The organism is Roseibium sp. AWQ4_254 (genome assembly GCF_056161025.1).
This window is the reverse complement of the sequence record NZ_JBSWYH010000012.1, coordinates 116,267-136,933: the sequence shown is the minus strand read 5'-3', so window position 1 is coordinate 136,933 and position 20,667 is coordinate 116,267. Positions and strand designations below refer to the sequence as shown.

Genomic DNA, 20,667 nt, shown 5'->3' with positions numbered 1-20,667 from the left:
TAAGGAATATAGCAACCCTTTTCACGCAGGATAAAGCCTTGGTCCGGTGGGCAGTTCATGAAGGAAATCGAACTCAGACTTGCGCTCGTGCTTTATGGTGGCGTTTCTCTCGCCATCTATATGCATGGGGTGAGCCGGGAGATCCTGAACCTGGTGCGGGCGTCCAGTTTCCGCCTGGACCGCAAGAGCGGCAACGGGGCGCCTGGCGGCGAGGCCCAGCCTCTTGAGCCGGTTCAAACCGCCTATCAGGATCTGCTTGATATCCTGTCGGAGACCGCCGACATCCGGGTGGTTGTCGATGCGATTGCCGGTGCGTCTGCAGGCGGGGTTAACGGGATTATGCTGGCCAGGGCGCTCGCCCATGACCTTCCGCTGGTCAGCCATAGCGAGATGTGGCTGGAAAATGCCGATGTCACCCGCCTGTCGCGGCCGCAATCGGGCCTGTCCCGCTATTTGAAACTCTCCGTTTCGCCGGTGCTTGATCAGCTCATTTCCACCCGGCTGAAAAAGCAGATCAAAAGCGTGGAAACCCGGGAGAAACTGCGCCAGTTCATGCAGGCAAGATGGTTTTCGCCGCCCTTTTCCGGAGAACGGTTCATCGGCTGGATGCTGGATGCCTGCCAGAAAATGGACAAGGCGGGCGAGGGGGCACGCACGCTGATCCCCCGGGGGCAGACCCTTGATCTGTTCGTGACCATCACCGACTATAACGGGGTCAAGCGCAAGATCCTCCTGGACGATCCGGCCTATGTTGAGGAATGGGACCACCGGCGCATTTTGAATTTCCATGCGGTGCACCGCACCCCTGGCTTTGTCGACAGTCAGTTCGACATGCAAAATGTGCCCGAACTGGTGTTCGCCGCCCGCGCAACCTCATCTTTTCCCGGGGCGTTCCCGCCTGCGACAGTGGCGGAGATGGAGCGGGTGCTTGCGAAGAAGGGGCTCGGCTGGCCCTGCCGGGAAGCGTTTTTGGCCCGGGGCATGGGCCTTTCCGGAGACACCATCGCCCAGCACTGTTTTGTCGATGGCAGCGTGGTCATGAACAAGCCCTTTGCGCCGGTGCTTGATGTGATTGAAAAACGCCCGGCCGCACGCGAAGTCGCCCGCCGGCTGATCTATGTGGACCCGGCGCCGGTCGACCTGAGTGCCCCCCGGGGGAGCGGTCTTGAAGTGCCGGGTTTTTTCCGGGTGATCCTGGCTTCGCTGGCCCATATCCCGCGCAATGAGCCGATCGGGGACGATCTGAAGGAGCTGGAGCAGAACAACCGGCGCAGCCGCTGGCTTGCGCAACTGATCGATGCGACCGGCCCCGTCGTTGAAAAGGCGGTTTCGCCTCTCTTGCCCAAGCGCCGGGCGGTGACGGCGGACGGCTTGGCGCGCTGCCGCAAACAGGCCACCAATGCAGCGTTTGAACAAGCCGGGTTTGCCTTCTTGAACTATCAGTCGCTGAAACTGCACGCGCTGGCGGAACGGCTGGCCGGGCTGGCCGCGCGGGTCAGCCTTGGCACGCAGCACACGGTGTCTGAAGATATGGCGCTGCCGCTTGTGTCAGGCTATTTCAACCGGCTGGCGGCGGCCAGCAAGGACGGGCTGGGACGCAGCGATCCGCAGATTGTGGGGCTGCTGCGCGGACTGGATGTTGACTACCGCATCCGCCGTCTGCGCTTTGCCATCCGCCGGCTCAACGGGTTTTACCAGCATGACAAGGCAAGCGGCCGCCCGCCGCCGGATGCCAATGCCCTCGATCACCTGAAGGGTCTGCTCTATGAGCAGATCGACCATCTTAGCTGGCGCTGGACCGAGCGGTTTTTCGGGGGGCGCAGCGGTGACCTTTCCGAGGCGTTTCTGGCGGTGGCCTCAGCCGGGAAATTTGCCGCTGACACGGATATTCAGTCTTTGCTTCTAAGCCTTGGCAGGCGCATGGGGCTGACGGACCTGGACCGGCTGCATGATGAGCTGTTTGCCGAAACTGCCCGGGAGCTTCTGGACAAGGACCGGCACCAGTCTCTGCTCAGGTCTTATATCGGCTTTGGGTTTTATGATCTGATCACGTTTCCGGTGCTGCAGAGAAACGATTTTTCGGAAGTGACGGAGATCCTGGTGGACCGGATCAGCCCCCGGGACGCCGAGAGCCTTTATACGGATGGTTTTGATCTGAAGGGCAAGGCTCTCAACACTTTCGGCGCCTTCTTCAACCGGAGCTGGCGGGAACATGACTATCTATGGGGGCGTTTGAATGCGGCCGACCGGCTGGTCAGTATCGTTCTGTCTGCCACCGGCGAGGGCGCCTTGCCCCAGCAGCAGGTCAATCAGGCCCGCGCGCGCCTTTTTCTGGCGATCCTGGAAGAGGAGCGGGAGAAGCTGATGACCATTCCTGACGAGCTGCACCGGGTTGACACGCTGATCCGCTCTATCTATCCCGACTTTGCCCATGTGGAAGAAGAAGCTTAAGCTTTGACGCTCTGCCGCGGCCAAAAGATCTTCAAATGGCTTGGCCGATTGCGGGAAATACGCAGAGGGCGTTGTTCTTGGGGGCAATTCCAGCTAGCTTTGCTGAGGATTTCCACAAGGTGCCCATGAAGAGCGGCTGCGCATCGCGTCTCTCCATTCCCGTTCAGGCGTCTTAAAATTCATGGTGACGTTTTGAAACATTTCCTTCTTGTAATGCTCGGCGGCGGGATCGGGGCCGGGGCGCGGCATCTTGTGGCGCTGTTGACACTCCGCCTTTTCGGGCCGGGGTTTCCGGTTGGAACGCTGACGGTCAATGTGCTCGGCTCGCTTGCTATGGGTCTGCTGATCGGCTGGCTGGCCAAATCCGGGGTCCAGCATGTCCAGGCGGTACGTTACTTTCTGGCAACGGGGGTTCTGGGCGGGTTTACGACCTTCTCCGCCTTTTCCCTGGACACATCAGTCCTGTGGGAGCGGGGGGACACCCATCTGGCGATGATCTATGTGCTTGTCTCCGTATTCTTCTCGGTCAGCGCCGTCTTTGCGGGGCTGATGATCGCCCGGCAGGTTGTCTCTTAAGTTTCCCTTCCCATCCGGCTGAATTGCGCCTATACGCTCCGGAACGCTTTTGCCGTGCGTTCGTGTGATGAGCGCAACGAGATATGCGCCGCTTTTGAATGCGATCAACGTTTCGGTGCCCGGTCAGGCCTGTCTGTGCTCCGGTTGATCTTAAAATCATGCCCGGCCCCAGGGGACCGGCTGCCGGATTTGAGAACAAATGTCCGCGATTGAACAAAAACATGTGACCGCCGATGAGGCGGGCATGCGCCTCGACCGTTGGTTCAAGACCCATTATCCGGGGCTTGGCTTTGGCCGGCTGCAAAAACTGCTGCGCACGGGTCAGGTGCGTGTCGATGGCAAACGGGCGGAAGCCAACACCCGCATTGCCAAGGGGCAGATGATCCGGATCCCGCCCTTGGGCGTCGAGTTGCCGGCCGATGACAAGAAGAATGCCCGGCCCAAATCCACCAAGCTCATTGCCGATGACCGCAAGGCCATTGAGGACATGATCCTGTTTGAAGACAATCAGGTGATGGTGCTGAACAAACCGGCTGGGCTGGCGGTGCAAGGGGGCTCCGGCCTCAAGCGGCATCTGGACGGCATGCTGGAAGCCTTTGCGGACCTTAAGGGCAACAAGCCGCGTCTGGTGCACCGGCTGGATCGGGAAACCTCCGGCATCATTCTGGTGGCACGTACCCGCCAGGCGGCACAGGAGCTGACCAAGGCCTTTCGCCACCGCAACACCCGCAAGATCTACTGGGCCATGCTTGCCGGGGTGCCCAAGCCCCGCCAGGGCCGGATTTCCACCTTCCTCGCCCGCAGTGAAGGCGAGGAACGGATGCAGGTTGTCCGTCAGGGGGACGATGAGGCCCAGCACGCGGTCTCGCTCTATTCAGTGTTCGAACAGTCGGCCCAGAAACTGTCCTGGGTCACCATGAAGCCGGTTACCGGCCGGACCCATCAGCTGCGCGCCCACGCGGCCCATATCGGACATCCGATCATTGGGGACGACAAGTATTTCAACATCGAGAACTGGGAGTTGCCTGGCGGCATCCAGAACCGGCTGCATCTTCTGGCGCGCCGGATCGTGATCCCGCATCCCTCCGGCCACGGGTCCATTGATGTGTCTGCGCCTTTGCCACCCCATATGCGCCAGACCTGGAACCTGCTCGGCTTTGATGCCAATGACTATGATCCGGAGGCCGATGACCCGGATGAAAGCCTGATCAAGCGGTAACCGGAAGGCGGGAACAGCAGCTGCCACTCAGGTGGTGTGCCAGTGTATCTGGAAGCCCTCGGCGTCCATAGGGGGCTCAAAGTGGCGGCTGATCCGGTCAAACTGGTCTTCGCTCACAGTGAATTCGTGGGCCCTGGCCGCATTGCGCTGGCTGAGCCGGCTCTTGCAGACTGCGTCTGGAACATCGAGCACATGCAGTTCATGTTTGCTGTCTGCTGCCTCAAACAGGCTACGCATCCACAGCCGGGATGTGGAGGTGTTTGCCTGAAAATCGAGAACGACCGACAGGCCTGTTTTCAAGAGGCTGACAATGTGCGGGCCCATGGTTTTCCTCAGCCTTTCAGAACACTCCACATAGTCGGACAGAGTGATGAGCCGGTCCGAAAAGAGCCCGGACAGCAAGGCATCTTCCTGCAGCAGCAGGGTGTTTGGGCGCTCTGCCAGCGATTTGGCAAGGGTGGATTTGCCGGCAGCGACCTTGCCGCAAATCAGGTAAAGAGTGCTGTCTGCTGGCATTTGCCCTAAAAGCCCTGAAACAAGGCGCTCAGGATCACCGAGGCCACGGTGAGACCGGCGACACCTGCCACCAGCTTCCAGGCGTCGGAGCGTTTTTTGAGACCGGGCCAGCCGAGCGGTTTGATCACCTGGATGGCGGCCACCAGGAACAGAAAAAGCGTGACGATCTTGATCAAGGCCAGGCTCCGGTCACAGGGCAGAGAAGGAACTGTCCTGCGGCATAGCCAATGTTCCCGGTTGCCGCAAGCCTTGCTCAGGCGCCGATGCGGCGCTCCAGTTTGGCCATATAGGTCGGCAGTTTTTCAATCGACGGCACAACGATCATTTTCTTCACCTTGCCGGCTTTGAAGGCCTTCAGGAATTTATTGTAATCCTTGAAGGCGACGCAGCCGTGGGAACCATTGGTCCGGCGCAGGAGGGGTGTGTGGGCGAGCATGCCGTCCCGGCCTTTCATTGCGGCCTGATCGTGCGGCAGCATACGAATGGCTTCGACCCCGTGGAAGCGTCTTTCCCGCATCCTCAGATCGTAGATATTCGGCGGGGTTGGGCCCAGATTGCGCACATGGGTGTAGTCCGGATTGTCCATGCGGTGGCCGATCCCGGAATGGGCTTCCAGTTTGGTGCCGTCCGGCATGTGCACGGTGGCCGCGCTGATGTCATAAACGGCAATTCCGCTGCCGCGCCCCGGAAGGCCGTCTTTGCGGCCGCTGAAGAGTTTGCCGATGCCGCTGAAGGGACCGCTGTCTTCGCTGTCGGGCAGGCCCGGCGTTGCATAGGCCAGAACCGGCGCGGAGGCTTTGGGCGCATCTTTGCTGCGCCCAGCGGTTCTGGACTGCGTCCGGACGGGCGGTTGCGGTTTCACGCCGGGGGCTGGGGCCAGAATTGCGCCGGGCTTTTCGGGGGCAAGTTCAGCGGATCGTGTCTCAGCAGAGGCGGAAGGGTTGGCCAGAGGGTCATTTGCCAGCGGGATGGAGGCCGTCACGATTTCCGCCGCGTCCTCTCCCACATCCTGCGCTGGTGCGCCGCCTGAAGGCAGCGGTGCCGGAGTGTGTGCAAGGGCTGGCGCTGCAGCGGTTGCCAAAGAGGTGGCCTCAAGCCGGTTGCGGGCTGCCAAAAGCGTGCTGGCCAGTTTCTGCTGTGCGAGTTTCTTGGCCAGTTTCAACTTGGCAGATTTGATCATGTCTTCCCCCGGCGCAAGGGCAGCCTTGTCCCGGCCGGGCCTTGGGGCTGCCGGGGCGCCGGGCATTTCCGTTTCGAAGACCTCTCTTTCCCGGGGCTGTGCCAGACCCTTGGGGGAGGCGTCAGCGTCAGGAGCGAGCCCCATATCCGCAGACCCGGACGTATGGGAGAGCGCCAGAGATGGGGGGCTGGAGAGCCCCTGTGCAGAGCGGGAGGGGGCAAGGGCCGGATTGAAAAGGGCGCTGAGGGCCGCGGCACCGGCAATTACAGCCGCGGCTGCGGCAAAAAACACAAGGAAAAGCTGGTTCTTGTTCAAAAGGCCCACGCGGTTTTCCCTGCTCGTCTGCTGTTCATTCCGCTTCATTTAGACACAATCATCCCGTTGCCCGCAGCTCTTTGAAAGTGCGATCCAATATGTGTGCGATTTGGCGACAATCAGGCCCAATCGACGGTGCCCACCCATGCAGCGCAGTATCTTGATCTATGGTAACCGTCCGGTTTACGAACATGGTTAACCAAAGCTTGCGGCAGGCCGTATGCTTCGAAAACCATCATAAAGCGGCAAATTTCAGGCGCTTGTGCGCAATGGCAGATATCCAAAGAACGCATGGCTCGGCAAAAGACCCTGGGTCATTTTTGCCGGGTGGGCTCTTGACGCGGGTTTCCGGTGGGCTAAGCGCCCAGCTTCCGGCCCCTTGACCCGGCCTTCAAAACCCGGCACATGCGGGTTTTGCGCTCTCCGGCAACGAGGTCCCCTATGTATCTGGTCATGTTTGATGTCGACGGCACACTGGTCGACAGTCAGGAGACGATCTATCACGGTCTTCAGGTCGGGTTTGAAGCAGCAGGCTTGCCCATGCCAGACCGCAAGACGGCGCTGTCCATTGTCGGCCGTTCTCTGGAAGAGGCCTTCGCGGATCTGTTGGGGAACAGCCATTTGGACAAGGTGCCGGCGATGGCGGAGGCCTACCGGCAGTCCAAGATCCAGCGCCGTCAGCAGGGACTGGAGATTGATCCGCTTTATCCCGGTGCGCGTGAGGCGATCCTCAGGCTGCATGCCCGCGACGACATCCTGTTGGGCATTGCCACCGGCAAGGCACAGCGCGGGGTCCGCCACATGGAGGAGACCCACGGGCTGACCGGCCGGTTCGTGACCATTCAGACGGCCGATACATCCCCCTCCAAACCCCATCCGGACATGATCGAGCGTGCCCTTGCCGAAACCGGGGCCGAGGTATTCAGAACGGTGATGATCGGCGATACCGGATTTGACATGGCCATGGCCAAACAGGCAGGTGTGCATGCAATTGGTGTCACCTGGGGCTATCATGACAGCATCCGTCTGGTTGCGGACGGGGCGGACAGGTTGATCGACGGCTTTGACCAGTTGGATGAAACGCTCGCGGTGATTTTGGATTTTGACAGGGAAACAGTCTGATGCGGGATTTTCTTGAAACCTTGCATGAGGATGCGGCGAAGGATCCGGAGCAGCGTGCCCGGGATCTGTCCCGGCGTGAGTTGCCCAAGCGATTTTACAAGGAGGCTGCGCCTTCAGAAGTGGAAGGGGGCTACGCCATTCACCTGGACGGGCGCCCTGTGAAAACGCCGGGCAAGGCCTTGCTGCTGCTGCCCAATGAAGCGATTGCCGGAGCTGCCGCAGCCGAGTGGTCTGCTCAAGACAAGGAGATCAATCCGGCCACCATGCCCCTGACCCGGCTGGCCAACACCGCAATTGATGCCGTTGCAGAGCGTTTCGGCGAAGTGGCTGACGATATCGTGCGCTTTGCCGGCAATGATGCGCTGTGCTACCGGGCGGACGATCCGGACAGTCTTGTGGAGACCCAGCGCAGATTGTGGGACCCGGTGGTTGAGTGGGCGGGAGACCTGCTCGGCGGCCGATTTGTGCTGATTGAAGGGCTTATTCACGCCGAACAGCCACAGCCGCTCCTGGCTGCCTTTCGGGAGCGCATCGCCAGTGAAACGCCGTTGCGGCTGGCCGCTCTTCACACGGTGACCAGCCTGACCGGGTCGGCCCTGCTGGCACTTGCCATCCGGGAGGCGCATCTGGAGGCAGATGCGGTCTGGCGGGCCGCGCATGTGGAAGAGGATTTCAACATCGAGCGCTGGGGCGAAGATGCGCAAGCAGCCCAGATCCGCGCCTATAAACGCACCGAATTTGAGGCGGCGGTTCTGGTTCTCAAGACGGCCTGAGCGGGTTTGCGCGTGCTGCGGGTCAGCCCATGTAAAATGTGGTCGCCATCAGGAAGAAGATCAGCACCCCGAGCACGTCATTTGACGATGTGATGAAGACCCCGATGGCCATGGCCGGGTCAATGCCGATCTTGTCCAGAAGGATCGGCACCGTTGCCCCCACCATGGCGGCCAGTGTTGTGACGCACAGAAGCGACAGCGATGTGGCAAGCGCAAGGCGCAGCGGGGCTTCGAGAGGCACAACAAAAGACGCAGCCAGCACCAGCGCCGCCAGAACCAGCCCGGCAATTGCCCCATTGAAGAACGCAGCCATAAGTTCCTTGATCAGGCGGTAGACTATATCGCCGGACCACAGGGCCCCGGTCGCGATGCCCTGAACCGCCACAGCGGAGGCCTGAAGACCTGCATTTCCAGCCATCGACATGGTGACGGGAATGAAGGCGGCCAGAATGGCCGCTTCGGCCAGCTGGTCCTCGTAGGAGCCGACAACGGTTGCCGCGATGCTGGAGCCAACAAGACCGGCCAGAAGCCAGGGCAGGCGGCCGCGCACGATCCGCAACACGGTGTCATCGGAGCGCGCTTCGCCGGACACGCCACTCATCAGCAGCATATCCTCATTGGCTTCATCTGCCGCAATGCGTGTCAGCTGCTTCGGCGTGACCCGGCCGATCAGATGCCCCTCGCCACTTACAACCGGCACCGTGCGCATGTCTCGTTTGCGGGCAAGACGCAGGACCTCTTCCTGATCCGTATCCGCAGAAACGGCAATCACATCCCGGTTCATGATGCTGGACAGCGGCACGCCGTTCTGGGCGAGCAATAGCTTCCCAACCTCGACCGTGCCGGTTAGCTTGCCGTCAGCATCAGTGACATAAACGGTGAAGATCCGCCGGATCCGGCTGGCTTCCGCCTGCATCAGGGCCACGGCGTCCCCGGCCAGGCAGTCTTCGCGCAGGGCTACGAACTTGCGGGCCATTACCCGCCCGGCCGTATCGTCTGCATAAGCGCCGCGGGTTGCGATTTCTTCCACATCGGGCAGGCGCGCGATCAGCTCGTCGGCGACATCGTCTGGAAATTCATTCAGGATCTCGGTGGCATCTTCCGGGTCCAGCCCGGCCAGAATGTCCCGGAACTGATCCAGCGTGGAATCTTCCATCAGGATCGAGCGGAATTCGGGCCGCAGCTCGGCCACCACCTTGATGGAGGGATTGGCGGGCAGCCACTGGAACAGCTTGCGGGCATGTTTCAGCCGCAGGCGCGTGAGCAGCTGCATCACGTCGATCGGGTCCCAGCGTTTGAGCAGCTCCTCAAGCTGGGCGCGCTGACCCGCCTTGATCATGTCGCGCACGGCTTTCAGTGGCTGTTCGTTGGCGTCCAGCAGATCATGTGAGGTCTCCCGCGTCCAGGCAATTTCGGCCGCTTCGCGCGCAACGCTGGTGGTCATGACTTTACTCCGGATCAATTCATCCGCTTCTACTGCCGCATTGTGACGGCTTTCTTACAAGAGCTTTCGGGGTGGCAGCGCGCGCTCAAACATCAAATTCATCAATTTCGCCAAAGGCCGTGCGCAATTTGTCGGACCAGCCCTTGGAGAGCTTCTGGAAATAGGGGTCGTCCTGTTCAATCCGCACCTGACGGTCCGTTGAGAACGTGTCCTTGTTGTAAAGCAGCATGTCGATGGGCATGCCGACGGACAGGTTCGAGCGCAGCGTGGAATCGAAGGACAGGAGCACCAGTTTGGCGGCTTCGCCAAGGCGCATGCCGGAGCGGGTCACCCGGTCGAGAATCGGCTTGCCGTATTTGTGCTCTCCGATCTGCAGGAACGGCGTGTCCTCGGAGACCTCAATGAAGTTTCCGGCCGCGTATATCTGAAACATGCGTGGCTCTTCCCCGGCGATCTGCCCGCCCAGAATGAAGGTGACAAAGAAGTTTTCCGCATTGGTCGCCAGCGCTTCGCCATCGATTTCCTTGACCTCGCGCACGGCGCTGCCCACCAGCCGGGCCACCTGAAACATGGTTTTGGCGGTCAAAAGAGTGGCGCGGTCATTGTCCGCCGCCGTGATATGTTCGCTCAGAAGTGAGATGACTGCCTGGGTGACGGCCAGGTTTCCGGCCGACAGAAGTGTGATCACACGCTCCCCTGGCTCCTCCCAGGTGTGCATTTTCTTGAAGGTTGAGATGTTGTCGACACCTGCATTCGTGCGCGTGTCGGAGGCAAACACAAGTCCGCGATCCAGTTTCAAGCCAACACAATAGGTCATTTCCGTGCCCCAAACCCCTTTGCCCTGTGGTCCAGCCACCGGCCTGTCACGTGTTCAGTTGTTATGCTGCGCAAGCCAAATTGCAAGGCCGGAATCCGCTGTGTCCCACAGGCAATGAGCGTCTCGCGCGCGGCTGTTGACAAGGTGGGCGGGAGGGACCGGCCTGCGATTGCAGAGCGGGCAGGCCTCCCCGGTTGCGGGCAGAGATGTGGCCCGCACGTCTCCGGCTGGCTCTCGCGCCCGTGCCGGGAGACCCCGGCGCCCGGAACAGCCGCTTTACTGCTGTTGCTGCTGCAACGCGGCCTGGACGACATCCACTTCCACCTGGAGGTTCTCCTCCAGCCCGCCAAAGCGGATGCCCCGGATGGGCGCGGCGGAGCGGGAATCCAGCCCGGTCGTAAGCCGCACGTAGCGGTCTGTCGGACACATGGCGTTGGAAACGTCGAAGCCGGTCCAGCCGAGCCCCTCAATCATCACTTCCGCCCAAGCGTGATGGGCTTCGGAGACCTGCTCGTCCTCCAGCAGCAGATAGCCGGAGACATAGCGCGCGGGAACGCCGAGGGAGCGGGCGGCGGCAATGAAGATATGGGCGTGGTCCTGGCACACGCCTTCGCCTGCCGCCAAAGCCGTGGCCGCCGGAGCGTGGGTCTCTGTCACGCCGGTCTTGTAGTCCACCTTGTCCCGCACGGCCTGCATGAGCGCATGAAACCCTGCAATCCGGTCATGGCCTTCCGCATGGGAGGCCAGACGGCGGATGGCCTGGTTGGACTGGGTAAGGGGGGTGACCCGGGTAAAGATGCGCGGCGGGATCACCGCGTTGGGCTCATGGCCCAGAACCCCATTGGTGTCTTTTGTCTCCACGGTGCCGCTGGCGGTGATTTCGACATCTTCCACCGGCTCGCTGCGCGAGACCATGTGCACCTGATTGCTGAACGCGTCCTTATATGTGGTGGCACGGGCAATGCCCGGGGCCTCAATGGCCCAGTCCAGCACCTTCTGGGTGGCGCCGTCTTCCGGCGTCAGCCGCAATTGTTGCATGGAATTGGCCAGCGGCACATCGTAGCGGTAGCGGGTCGTATGTCGGATAGTCAGTTTCATAGGGCACCGGACAGCGGAAAGGGTCGATCAGGCAAAATTGTAGTCTTCGGAGAGCTGCAAGGCGAATTGATTGTTCTTGCCGATGAAGTCGGTCAGGAAGTCGTGGAGCCCGTCCTGATAGATTTCCCGCATCTGCTTTTCGCACAGGGTGCGAGAGATCTCCATGGCCAGGTCCAGGCTCGGTTCGCGGGAGCTGTAAAATTGTGCCAGTTCCTCTGCCGTATCGGCAATCCATTTGTAACAATGGGCGAGCGAGCGTGGCATTTCCCTTTTCAAAATCAGGAACTCGCCAATATTGAAGGCCTTGAGCCGGGCATTGGGATAGGCGAACCGGTAGCTTCTGCGCCCGGACAGGGACCTGAGGATTGCGGACCACTGATAGCGTTCCACGGATCCGTCATCGGCAATATCGCTATCCGGCAGCAGCGCCCAGTACTGTGTGTTCAGGATGCGGGCGGTGTTGTCGGCCCGCTCTACGAAATTGCCCATCTGGGAGAAGAAATAGCCGTCATCCCTAAGAACCGTGTTGAGCAGGGCGCCCCGGAACAGATGGGCGCGTTGGCTGACCCATGCGAGAAAATCGGGCAGTTTTTCCTGGGTGATGGTTTGCGGGTTGACTTCAATGAACTCGATCCAGGTTGTGTTGATGGCTTCCCAGAGTTCCGCCGTGATGCTGGTGCGGACCGCCCGGGCATTGTTGCGCGCCAGTTCCAGGCTGTTGCGCACACTGACCGGATTGTCCTTGGAGAAGATCAGGAACGCGGTCATCGTGCGGATGTTCAGTTCATCATATCTCTCTGCAAAGCCCTGCTCATTGTCCGAACAGGTGAGGGCAAAGCGCCAGTGGGTGCCGTCTTCCTGGCCCCCGTGGGACATGATTGCGCCGCGATAGGCGACTTCCAGCAACCGGGCGACATTCTGGGCACGCTCGTGATAGCGGGACATCCAGAAGAGGGAGGAGGCAGTTCTTCCGAGCATCAAAAATCAGTCCTCAAGTACCCAGGTGTCCTTGGTGCCGCCGCCCTGGCTGGAATTGACCACTAGCGAGCCCTTTTTCAGCGCGACCCGGGTCAGCCCGCCCGGGGTGATGCGGACCTGATCGCCAATCAGCACGAAGGGCCTGAGATCCACATGCCTTGGTGCGACGCCCGAGGCCACGTGGGTCGGGCAGGCCGAGAGCGCCAGGGTGGGCTGGGCGATGTAGTTGGACGGGTTGGTCTCCAGCACTTTGCGGAATTCAGCAATTTCCCGTTTGGACGCGGTCGGGCCGATCAGCATGCCATAGCCGCCGGAGCCATGAACTTCCTTGACCACGATGTCGGCCAGATTGTCGAGCACATAGGCCAGATCGCCGGGGCGGGCGCAGTTCCAGGTGGGCACATTGTTCAAGATCGGCTTCTGGCCGGTATAGAACTCAATGATGTCCGGCACATAGGCATAGATCGCCTTGTCATCGGCAATACCGGTGCCCGGCGCGTTGCAAATGGTGACATTGCCGGCCCGGTAAGCATCGAACAGTCCGGGAACACCCAGCATGCTGTCCGGATTGAAGGTGAGCGGGTCAAGGAACGCATCGTCGATCCGCCGGTAGATCACGTCCACCTGTTTCGGCGCGCGGGTGGTGCGCATGAACACCTTGCCCGCATCGACAAACAAATCCCGTCCTTCCACAAGACCGACGCCCATGGAATCAGCCAGGAAGGCATGTTCGAAATAGGCGGAATTGTATATGCCGGGAGTGAGCACGACGACGGTCTGCTCCGACTTTGCCGGATCGGGGCCGACGCTTTCCAGGGTTCGGCGCAACAGTTCCGGATATTGCTCGACCGGAGCGACGGCATGGGTCTGGAAGAGTTCGGGGAAGAGCCGCATCATGGTCTCCCGGTTCTCCAGCATATAGGAGACGCCCGACGGGGTGCGGGTGTTGTCTTCCAGAACGTAGAATTCGTTCTCCGACACTCTGACCAGATCCGTGCCGATGATATGGGCATAGACCTTGCGGGCCGGGGTGAAACCCGCCATCTCCGGCAGGAAGGCATCGTTTTGCAGAATCAGATCGGCGGGAATGCGCCCGGCCCGCAGGATTTCCTGGCGGTGATAGATATCATGCATGAAGGCATTGAGCGCTCTCACCCGCTGGTCGATCCCGGCGGACAGGCGCCGCCACTCGGCTGCCGAAATGATGCGCGGAATCGGGTCGAAGGGAATCAGCCGTTCGGTTGCCTCTTCCGCGCCATAGACGGCGAAGGTGATGCCAAGGCGGCGGAAAATCGTCTCCGCGTCGCGGCTTTTTTGGGAGAGGAAATTCGCGGGTTTGTCTTCAAGCCAGGCGGCCAGCCTGGAATAGGGCACGCGGGGCCCGCCGGTTTCATCGAGCATTTCGTTGAAGAAAGTCCGGTCGTCCGCCATTGCCTCCCCTTTTTTTGCTGTTTGCTTGTTGAGCAATCATGGCAAAATTCGGAAGGGTGTCAAAGAACAATATCGCGGCTGAGTTGCCTAGTATTTGTGCAAATCGTCTGGCGGGTGTGCCTGAAACTGCCGTAGCTGCATTCTGAATGGCTGGAAGGCCGGTCTTCTGTGCAAGGGCGCGCGGTCGGTTCAGCAAGGTCCTTACGGAAGGACCTTAAGCCCATGTGCTGACTTTGCCTTCTTTGGCGATCATGGTACGGCCAAGGGAAACAAGCATTGGGAGGACCGGATGAAAGACGTTCTGGCCGAATTGGAACAGCGCCGCGCAACGGCACGCCTTGGGGGCGGTCAGCGGCGGATCGATGCCCAGCATGCCAAGGGCAAGCTGACGGCGCGCGAACGGATCGAGGTGCTTCTGGATGAAGGCTCCTTTGAAGAATTCGACATGTTCAAGCAGCACCGCTGTACCGAATTCGGTATGGAAGAGCAGCATATTCCGGGCGATGGCGTTGTCACCGGCTGGGGCACGGTCAATGGCCGCACCATTTATGTCTTCTCAAAGGATTTCACGGTGTTCGGCGGGTCTCTTTCAGAGACCCATGCTGAAAAAATCACCAAACTTCAGGATATGGCCCTTCAAAACCGAGCACCTGTCATTGGCCTGTTTGATGCCGGTGGCGCCCGCATTCAGGAAGGTGTGGCCGCGCTGGGCGGGTATGGCGAAGTGTTCCAGCGCAATGTGCTGGCCTCCGGCGTCATTCCGCAGATTTCTCTCATCATGGGCCCTTGCGCCGGTGGGGATGTCTATTCTCCGGCCATGACCGATTTCATCTTCATGGTGCGCGACACGTCCTATATGTTTGTCACCGGTCCGGATGTGGTGAAGACGGTCACCAATGAAACCGTGACAGCGGAAGAACTGGGGGGCGCGTCGGTCCATACGACCAAATCTTCCATTGCCGACGGCGGCTTCGACAATGATGTGGAAGCGTTGCAGGAGATGCGCCGGCTGATCGATTTCCTGCCGATGAACAATCAGGCGGATCTGCCGGAATTGACCAATTATGATGATCCGGAGCGGATCGACACCAGCCTCGACACGCTGATCCCGGACAATCCGAACAAACCGTATGACATGCGCGAGCTGGTTCTGAAGACCCTGGATGAAGGGGATTTCTTCGAGATCCAGAAAAACTTTGCAGGCAACATCTTAACGGGGTTCGGCCGCATGGAAGGGCGCACGGTGGGCATTGTCGCCAACCAGCCCATGGTTCTGGCGGGAGTTCTGGATTCCGACGCCAGCCGCAAGGCCGCCCGGTTTGTCCGCTTCTGCGATTGCTTCAACATTCCGATCGTGACCTTTGTGGATGTTCCGGGGTTTTTGCCGGGCACCTCCCAGGAATATGGCGGTCTGATCAAGCATGGGGCCAAGCTTCTTTTTGCCTATGCGGAGGCCACGGTGCCGAAAATCACCGTCATCACCCGCAAGGCCTATGGCGGCGCCTATGATGTGATGAGCTCAAAACACATTCGCGGTGACATCAACTACGCCTGGCCGACGGCGGAAATCGCCGTCATGGGGGCAAAGGGGGCGGTGGAAATCCTCTACCGGTCCGAGTTGGGGGATGCTGACAAGATCACCAGGCGCACAAAGGAATATGAAGACCGGTTCGCCAACCCGTTTGTGGCGGCAGAGCGCGGCTATATTGATGACGTCATTCGCCCGCATTCCACCCGCCGCAGGGTGGCCAAGGCTCTGGCGCTGCTCCGCTCCAAACAGGCCGATATGCCTTGGAAGAAACACGACAACATTCCGCTTTGACCTGCGCGGAAAGCGAGCTGGGTTGAAGGGGCAAGAGGCCGGTCCCCGGATCCGGCCTCTTTGGGGGGCGTCCGGAAACCCTCAATCCCAGCGGTTGAAGCCGCCGCGTGGAAACAGGGGCTCCTTGCATTCATAGGCAACAGGGCATTTGCGGGTGTCCCGGGTCGGGCCGTATTGCACAAAGAGTTCCTGATTGTAGTCGCAATAGCTCCGGTTGGACACGAACATGGAATAGGTATGCTGGCCGGTGGTGAAGACCACGGCACCATGCTGGCGCACCATGTTTTGGGCCTGTTTGCAGGTCATCTGGCGCAGGTCCGGGCGGGCTTCGGCCGCTGTGGCAATCATCAGGCTGGCAAGCGCCGCGCTGAAAGCGGCGGAACGGGGCAGGCGCATCTCGGTCTCCCTTTTTGTCCGGTTGATCCGGCGGTGAATGGAACAGGGTCTTTCACTTTCCCAATGTGCACCGCTGGACGTGACCACACTGTGATGGCGGCAACAGATTATCGCATTTACCGCATTGATGCTCCAGCGTCAGGTCTTGAGAGAGAAGGGGCCGTTCTGTGTCCTTTCACCTCTCGCCCTTTGGATAAGTTGCGCCGGTTCAAAGGGCCGCCTACAAACGAAAAAACGATCCAGTCGGGTGGAAAACATGTTTTCAAAAATTCTTGTCGCCAACCGGGGCGAAATTGCTTGCCGTGTCATGAAGACGGCCCGCCGTATGGGCATCAAGACGGTGGCCGTCTATTCCGATGCCGACCGGGATGCGCTTCATGTGGAGATGGCAGACGAGGCGGTGCCTATCGGCCCGGCAGCAGCTGCTGAATCCTATCTGGTTGCGGACAAGATCATCGCCGCCTGCAAAGAGACGGGAGCCGAGGCGGTTCATCCGGGCTATGGTTTTCTGTCGGAACGGGCCAGTTTCCCCGAGGCCCTTGCCTGGGAAGGCATTGTCTGGATCGGGCCCAATCCGCGGGCGATTGAGGCCATGGGCGACAAGATCGAATCCAAGAAATTCGCCAATGAGGCCAAGGTCAGCACGGTTCCGGGCTATCTGGGCGTGATTGAAACGCCGGACCATGCGGTGCAGATTGCCGAAGAGATCGGCTATCCAGTCATGATCAAGGCCTCCGCGGGCGGCGGCGGCAAGGGCATGCGCATTGCCTGGACGGCGGCGGAAGTGCGCGACGGCTATGACCGCTCCAAATCGGAAGCTGCCTCTTCCTTTGGCGATGACCGGGTCTTCATCGAGAAGTTCATTGAGAACCCGCGCCATATCGAAATCCAGGTTCTGGGCGACAAACACGGCAATGCCATCTATCTGGGCGAGCGGGAATGTTCGATCCAGCGGCGGAACCAGAAGGTGATCGAAGAGGCGCCATCGCCGCTTCTGGACGAGGAGACCCGCCGCAAGATGGGCGAGCAGGCGGTCGCCCTGGCCAAGGCGGTGGATTATGACAGCGCGGGGACGGTGGAATTTGTCGCCGGGCAGGACAAGAGCTTCTTCTTTCTTGAAATGAACACCCGCCTTCAGGTGGAGCACCCGGTGACCGAACTGGTCACGGGTGTCGATCTGGTGGAGCAGATGATCCGCGTTGCGGCGGGTGAACAGCTGGACCTGGCCCAGAAGGATGTGACCCTCTCGGGCTGGTCGGTGGAAAGCCGGATCTATGCGGAAGATCCGTACCGCAACTTCCTGCCTTCTATCGGCCGTCTGGTACGCTATCAGCCGCCGGAAGAGCAATCCGGCGATGGGGTGACGATCCGCAACGATACCGGTGTCGTGGAAGGCTCGGAAATCTCCATGTTCTACGATCCGATGATCGCCAAGCTGATCACCCACGCCCCCAGCCGGGATCAGGCGATTGCGGCGATGAGCGAAGCGCTGGACGCGTTTTATGTGGATGGCATCCAGCACAATGTGCCCTTCCTGACCGCCCTCATGAACCATCCACGCTGGCGCGCCGGGGATCTGGCCACCAGTTTCATTGCTGATGAATATCCGGACGGGTTTTCCCCGGCCGAGCCGGATCAGGAGGCGCTGAACGTGCTGGCGGCGGTCAGCCTGTCCATGGGGGCGCTGGAAAAGGAACGCCTTGATCATCTGCCCGGCCGTTTGCGGCCCCATTCGGGGGCGGTGCGCGAAGACTGGGTGGTCAAGCTGGACAAGGCCTATGTGCCGATCCGTCTCGCCGCCGGATATCCCGGAACCCCGGTGGAAATGGATGTGGCCCTTGGCGGCGGACCGGTTTTGACCGTGAGCTCCGAGTGGAGCCCCGGCGATGCGCTGTGGTCCGGCCGGGTCGGGGATCAGAGCGTCACGGTTCAGGTGCGCCCGGTCACCGGCGGCTACCGGCTGGACTGGCAGGGCTATTCGGTTGTGGCCAGGGTGCTGAGCCCGCGCGTGGCCGAGCTGGACAGGCTCATGCCGGAAAAACTGCCGCCGGACACTTCAAAAATGCTGCTTTGCCCGATGCCGGGCCTTGTGGTCTCCATCGCCGTGGAAGAAGGGCAGGAGGTCAAGGCCGGGGAACAGCTGGCGGTGGTCGAGGCCATGAAAATGGAAAACGTCTTGCGGGCGGAACGGGACTGCACGGTCACCGCGATCAAGGCCGCCCCCGGCGACAGTCTCGCGGTGGATGCCGTGATCATGGAGTTTTCCTGAGCGGCATTGCCTGCAGGATACCGCGTTGAAAGCGAAGAGCTCCGGTCTTGCGGCCGGAGCTTTTTTGTTTGGTGACGTTTGGACGGAGAGTGTCTTTAGGAAAGTAAAGTCGTCAGACAGATTATTGACTGAATATGTTGTCTAGATCACATTTTTTTGGTGATTATTATTATAGATGACGCAAGTGCCGTTCGGGCTGCGGCGCATTTGCAAGCAACACATTGAAAGAAAAACGATGCCTATTTATTCATCAATTGGAATCAGCGGGTCTGTTGGCAGGAGCGGCAAAAACGATCCCTTCGACGTGCGTACGGTTCAACAGCGGCTGAATGATTTGATGCATGCGCCCAGAGTGCCGCTGGCGGTCGACGGCAAGTCCGGTCCCAAGACACGGGGTATGATCCGTGACTTTCAGCATTCGGTGCTGCACTTCCGCTGGCCAGACGGCCGGGTTGACCCGGCAGCAAAAACAATCGCCGCCCTGAATGATCCGGCCTCAGAAAGCATCTGGGCGCAGGCGTCGATCCAGCCTTTCATTCCAGACAAGCCGTCCGGCGGCGGAAGCCAGAGCGATGATGTGATTGACGAGATCATCGAAGACCTGAAGGACGAGTTCGGCATGTCCGAAGGGGAAGAAAAGGCCATGCGAAAGGTTCTTGGCGAGGTGCTGAAAGGCAACCACCCTGGAGGCCCCACCAGCGCCGAAAAGGCCGGCAGCTATGGCCGTCTCTTTTTCAAGGCAGTGCGGGGCGGGCTCGTGTTCGCCGCTGCCAACAGTCCGCTTTGGGTCATGGGAGCGGTTTTGAGCATGGCGGCGCCCTTTGTCATGTTTTATGGCTTTTTGAAAGTGCTGGGAAAATCCATGCAGACGGGATCCCGCATTTATGGGGCCGTCGGGGCTGCCTACGCGACAGCCTATTGGGTCCATGGCGGTGTCAAGCCAGTTGGATGCCAGACCCTGATTGCGCGCAACAAGTCCAAACCACCGGAATGGCGGCAAAAGCCGGAAGACATGGAAAAATGCTGGCGTGAAGGCTGGAAATCGGCCTGGAATGCCATGGAAAAAATGTGCGCCGATGAGGCGCGCAAGGCCGGGTGCTCCAAAGAGGAAATGCACAAGGCGCTTCAGATGTTCATGGGCGTGAACAGTCCGCAGCAGATTGCCCGCAGCTGCCTGTTGCAGATTTCCAAGGATCTGCGTCTCAAGGACCCCAATGTCGCCAATGTTGCTGGCCTGCTGGCAAACGAACTCATTTATCCCCATTGAGGTTGAGGCTCTGATCCATCACGCTCAGACCAAGTCACTTCAAGGTTTTTGCAAGGGCAGGGCTGTGCTAGGCAAAACAGGCACACCTTCCCGCATGGACCTGCAATGACATCCTTAAAAACAGTTCTCTTCGATCTTGACGGCACCCTGACAGACCCTTTTGAGGGGATCACGCGGTCTATTCAATATGCGCTTGGCAAGATGGGCGCGGCCGTTCCAGAGGCTGCGGAGCTGCGCTGGTGCATCGGTCCGCCGCTCTGGGACAGCTTTGCCGTGCTGCTGAAGACACAGGACCGGGCGGTTCAGGACAGGGCCGTGGGGTTCTACCGGCAACGCTACACGGCAACGGGGCTCTTTGAGAACACGCTGATTGACGGGATCCCCGAATGCCTGGAGGCTTTGCGCGCAGCCGGGCTTGACCTTCACGTGTGCACCTCCAAGCCCCATGCCTACGCGGGCAAGATTGTCGATCATTTCGGCTTGAGGCCGCATTTTGGCGAGGTTTATGGCTCGGAACTGAGCGGTGAGCGCTCAGCCAAGGCCGAGCTGATCCGTCATATTCTGGACGAGCAGGGCCTGGCAGCGTCTGAGACCCTCATGATCGGCGACCGCAAACATGACCTTATCGGGGCCAATGCCAATGCGGTGCGCGGGGTTGGTGTGCTTTGGGGCTATGGCAGCCGGGAGGAACTCTCGGCGCAAGAGCCGGTTCTGATCGTTGAAACTCCGATAGAAATTTCAGCGATACTGAAAATTTAGTCGTTTTTCGTTGCGAACGGCGAGGAAGTTTTCTAGATATGCCACCGAGAGAACAGTTCTCGGGGCGGGGTGAAACTCCCCACCGGCGGTATCAGGGAAGCCTGGAGCCCGCGAGCGCCCTGGAAGATATCTGCCAGGGGTCAGCAGATCCGGTGAAAGGCCGGAGCCGACGGTTCATGCCAGTCCTTCTGAAAAAAGACCTCGCGACAGCAGGTCTTTTGACGAGAGGCGGCA

The 20,667-nt window shown here is 60.1% G+C and carries 18 protein-coding genes and 1 riboswitch; of the genes, 9 read left to right on the top strand and 9 right to left on the bottom strand.

Translation table 11 applies throughout. The features are described 5' to 3' along the window. Positions 1-57: 57 nt before the first annotated feature. The 3 genes from ACXAIC_RS11400 (at position 58) to ACXAIC_RS11390 (ending at position 4,246) form a co-directional block, all read left to right on the top strand. Positions 58-2,451: a patatin-like protein gene (locus tag ACXAIC_RS11400; RefSeq protein ID WP_475178201.1), complete on the top strand. Its 2,394-nt coding sequence runs from the start codon at positions 58-60 to the stop codon at positions 2,449-2,451. A gap of 192 nt (positions 2,452-2,643) precedes the next feature. Next, positions 2,644-3,027, top strand: a complete 384-nt coding sequence (crcB, locus tag ACXAIC_RS11395) for a fluoride efflux transporter CrcB (protein ID WP_475178198.1) — start codon at positions 2,644-2,646, stop codon at positions 3,025-3,027. Between the two features lie 199 nt (positions 3,028-3,226). Next, positions 3,227-4,246, top strand: a complete 1,020-nt coding sequence (locus ACXAIC_RS11390) for an RluA family pseudouridine synthase (protein WP_475178193.1) — start codon at positions 3,227-3,229, stop codon at positions 4,244-4,246. 27 nt (positions 4,247-4,273) lie between these two features. Here ACXAIC_RS11390 and ACXAIC_RS11385 read toward each other — a convergent pair whose 3' ends face one another. The 3 genes from ACXAIC_RS11385 to ACXAIC_RS11375 form a co-directional block, all read right to left on the bottom strand. After that, complete coding sequence (locus ACXAIC_RS11385) at positions 4,274-4,762, bottom strand: P-loop nucleotide/nucleoside kinase family protein (protein WP_475178190.1); 489 nt, start codon at positions 4,760-4,762, stop codon at positions 4,274-4,276. A 5-nt stretch (positions 4,763-4,767) separates the two neighbouring features. Beyond that, entirely contained in the window at positions 4,768-4,938 is a 171-nt protein-coding gene (locus ACXAIC_RS11380) for a hypothetical protein (protein ID WP_475178189.1), read from the bottom strand. 77 nt (positions 4,939-5,015) lie between these two features. Then, on the bottom strand, positions 5,016-6,266 hold the full coding sequence (locus ACXAIC_RS11375) for a DUF2778 domain-containing protein (protein ID WP_475178186.1): 1,251 nt from the start codon (positions 6,264-6,266) through the stop codon (positions 5,016-5,018). 432 nt (positions 6,267-6,698) lie between these two features. Between ACXAIC_RS11375 and ACXAIC_RS11370 the strand changes: the two genes are divergently transcribed. Both ACXAIC_RS11370 and ACXAIC_RS11365 read left to right on the top strand, forming a co-directional pair. Then, positions 6,699-7,379 (top strand): HAD-IA family hydrolase, encoded by a 681-nt coding sequence (locus ACXAIC_RS11370; RefSeq protein ID WP_475178183.1) that lies wholly within the window; start codon positions 6,699-6,701, stop codon positions 7,377-7,379. After that, complete coding sequence (locus ACXAIC_RS11365) at positions 7,379-8,152, top strand: ATP12 family chaperone protein (RefSeq protein ID WP_475178179.1); 774 nt, start codon at positions 7,379-7,381, stop codon at positions 8,150-8,152. The genes ACXAIC_RS11370 and ACXAIC_RS11365 overlap by 1 nt, the downstream gene beginning before the upstream one ends. Positions 8,153-8,174: 22 nt before the next feature. Here ACXAIC_RS11365 and mgtE read toward each other — a convergent pair whose 3' ends face one another. The 5 genes from mgtE to ACXAIC_RS11340 all read right to left on the bottom strand — a co-directional run bounded on the left by mgtE (position 8,175) and on the right by ACXAIC_RS11340 (position 13,920). Continuing rightward, entirely contained in the window at positions 8,175-9,596 is a 1,422-nt protein-coding gene (mgtE, locus tag ACXAIC_RS11360; protein WP_475178176.1) for a magnesium transporter, read from the bottom strand. An 85-nt stretch (positions 9,597-9,681) separates the two neighbouring features. Then, positions 9,682-10,413 (bottom strand): proteasome-type protease, encoded by a 732-nt coding sequence (locus tag ACXAIC_RS11355; RefSeq protein WP_475178171.1) that lies wholly within the window; start codon positions 10,411-10,413, stop codon positions 9,682-9,684. Between the two features lie 276 nt (positions 10,414-10,689). Continuing rightward, a complete protein-coding gene (locus tag ACXAIC_RS11350; RefSeq protein ID WP_475178165.1) occupies positions 10,690-11,511 on the bottom strand; it encodes a transglutaminase family protein in 822 nt (273 codons plus the stop codon). 27 nt (positions 11,512-11,538) lie between these two features. Then, on the bottom strand, positions 11,539-12,489 hold the full coding sequence (locus tag ACXAIC_RS11345; protein ID WP_475178161.1) for an alpha-E domain-containing protein: 951 nt from the start codon (positions 12,487-12,489) through the stop codon (positions 11,539-11,541). Between the two features lie 6 nt (positions 12,490-12,495). Next, positions 12,496-13,920, bottom strand: coding sequence for a circularly permuted type 2 ATP-grasp protein (locus tag ACXAIC_RS11340; protein ID WP_475178157.1), 1,425 nt, complete (start codon positions 13,918-13,920; stop codon positions 12,496-12,498). Positions 13,921-14,209: 289 nt separating this feature from the next. Here ACXAIC_RS11340 and ACXAIC_RS11335 point away from each other — a divergent pair, with 289 nt between their 5' ends. Beyond that, entirely contained in the window at positions 14,210-15,742 is a 1,533-nt protein-coding gene (locus ACXAIC_RS11335) for an acyl-CoA carboxylase subunit beta (protein WP_475178154.1), read from the top strand. A gap of 81 nt (positions 15,743-15,823) precedes the next feature. Here ACXAIC_RS11335 and ACXAIC_RS11330 read toward each other — a convergent pair whose 3' ends face one another. Beyond that, a complete protein-coding gene (locus tag ACXAIC_RS11330; protein ID WP_475178150.1) occupies positions 15,824-16,138 on the bottom strand; it encodes a hypothetical protein in 315 nt (104 codons plus the stop codon). Positions 16,139-16,394: 256 nt separating this feature from the next. On the opposite strand from ACXAIC_RS11330, the gene ACXAIC_RS11325 reads away from it, so the two are divergent. From ACXAIC_RS11325 to ACXAIC_RS11315, 3 genes are all read left to right on the top strand, one after another. After that, positions 16,395-18,407, top strand: coding sequence for an acetyl-CoA carboxylase biotin carboxylase subunit (locus ACXAIC_RS11325; protein ID WP_475178145.1), 2,013 nt, complete (start codon positions 16,395-16,397; stop codon positions 18,405-18,407). Positions 18,408-18,582: 175 nt separating this feature from the next. Next, positions 18,583-19,674 carry a peptidoglycan-binding domain-containing protein gene (locus ACXAIC_RS11320; RefSeq protein WP_475178141.1) on the top strand — a complete coding sequence of 364 codons (1,092 nt, stop codon included), beginning with the start codon at positions 18,583-18,585 and terminating at the stop codon, positions 19,672-19,674. Positions 19,675-19,779: 105 nt separating this feature from the next. Continuing rightward, positions 19,780-20,433 carry an HAD family hydrolase gene (locus tag ACXAIC_RS11315; protein ID WP_475178137.1) on the top strand — a complete coding sequence of 218 codons (654 nt, stop codon included), beginning with the start codon at positions 19,780-19,782 and terminating at the stop codon, positions 20,431-20,433. A gap of 51 nt (positions 20,434-20,484) precedes the next feature. Next, a riboswitch (FMN riboswitch) is annotated at positions 20,485-20,637 on the top strand. The last annotated feature ends 30 nt before the right edge of the window (positions 20,638-20,667 follow it).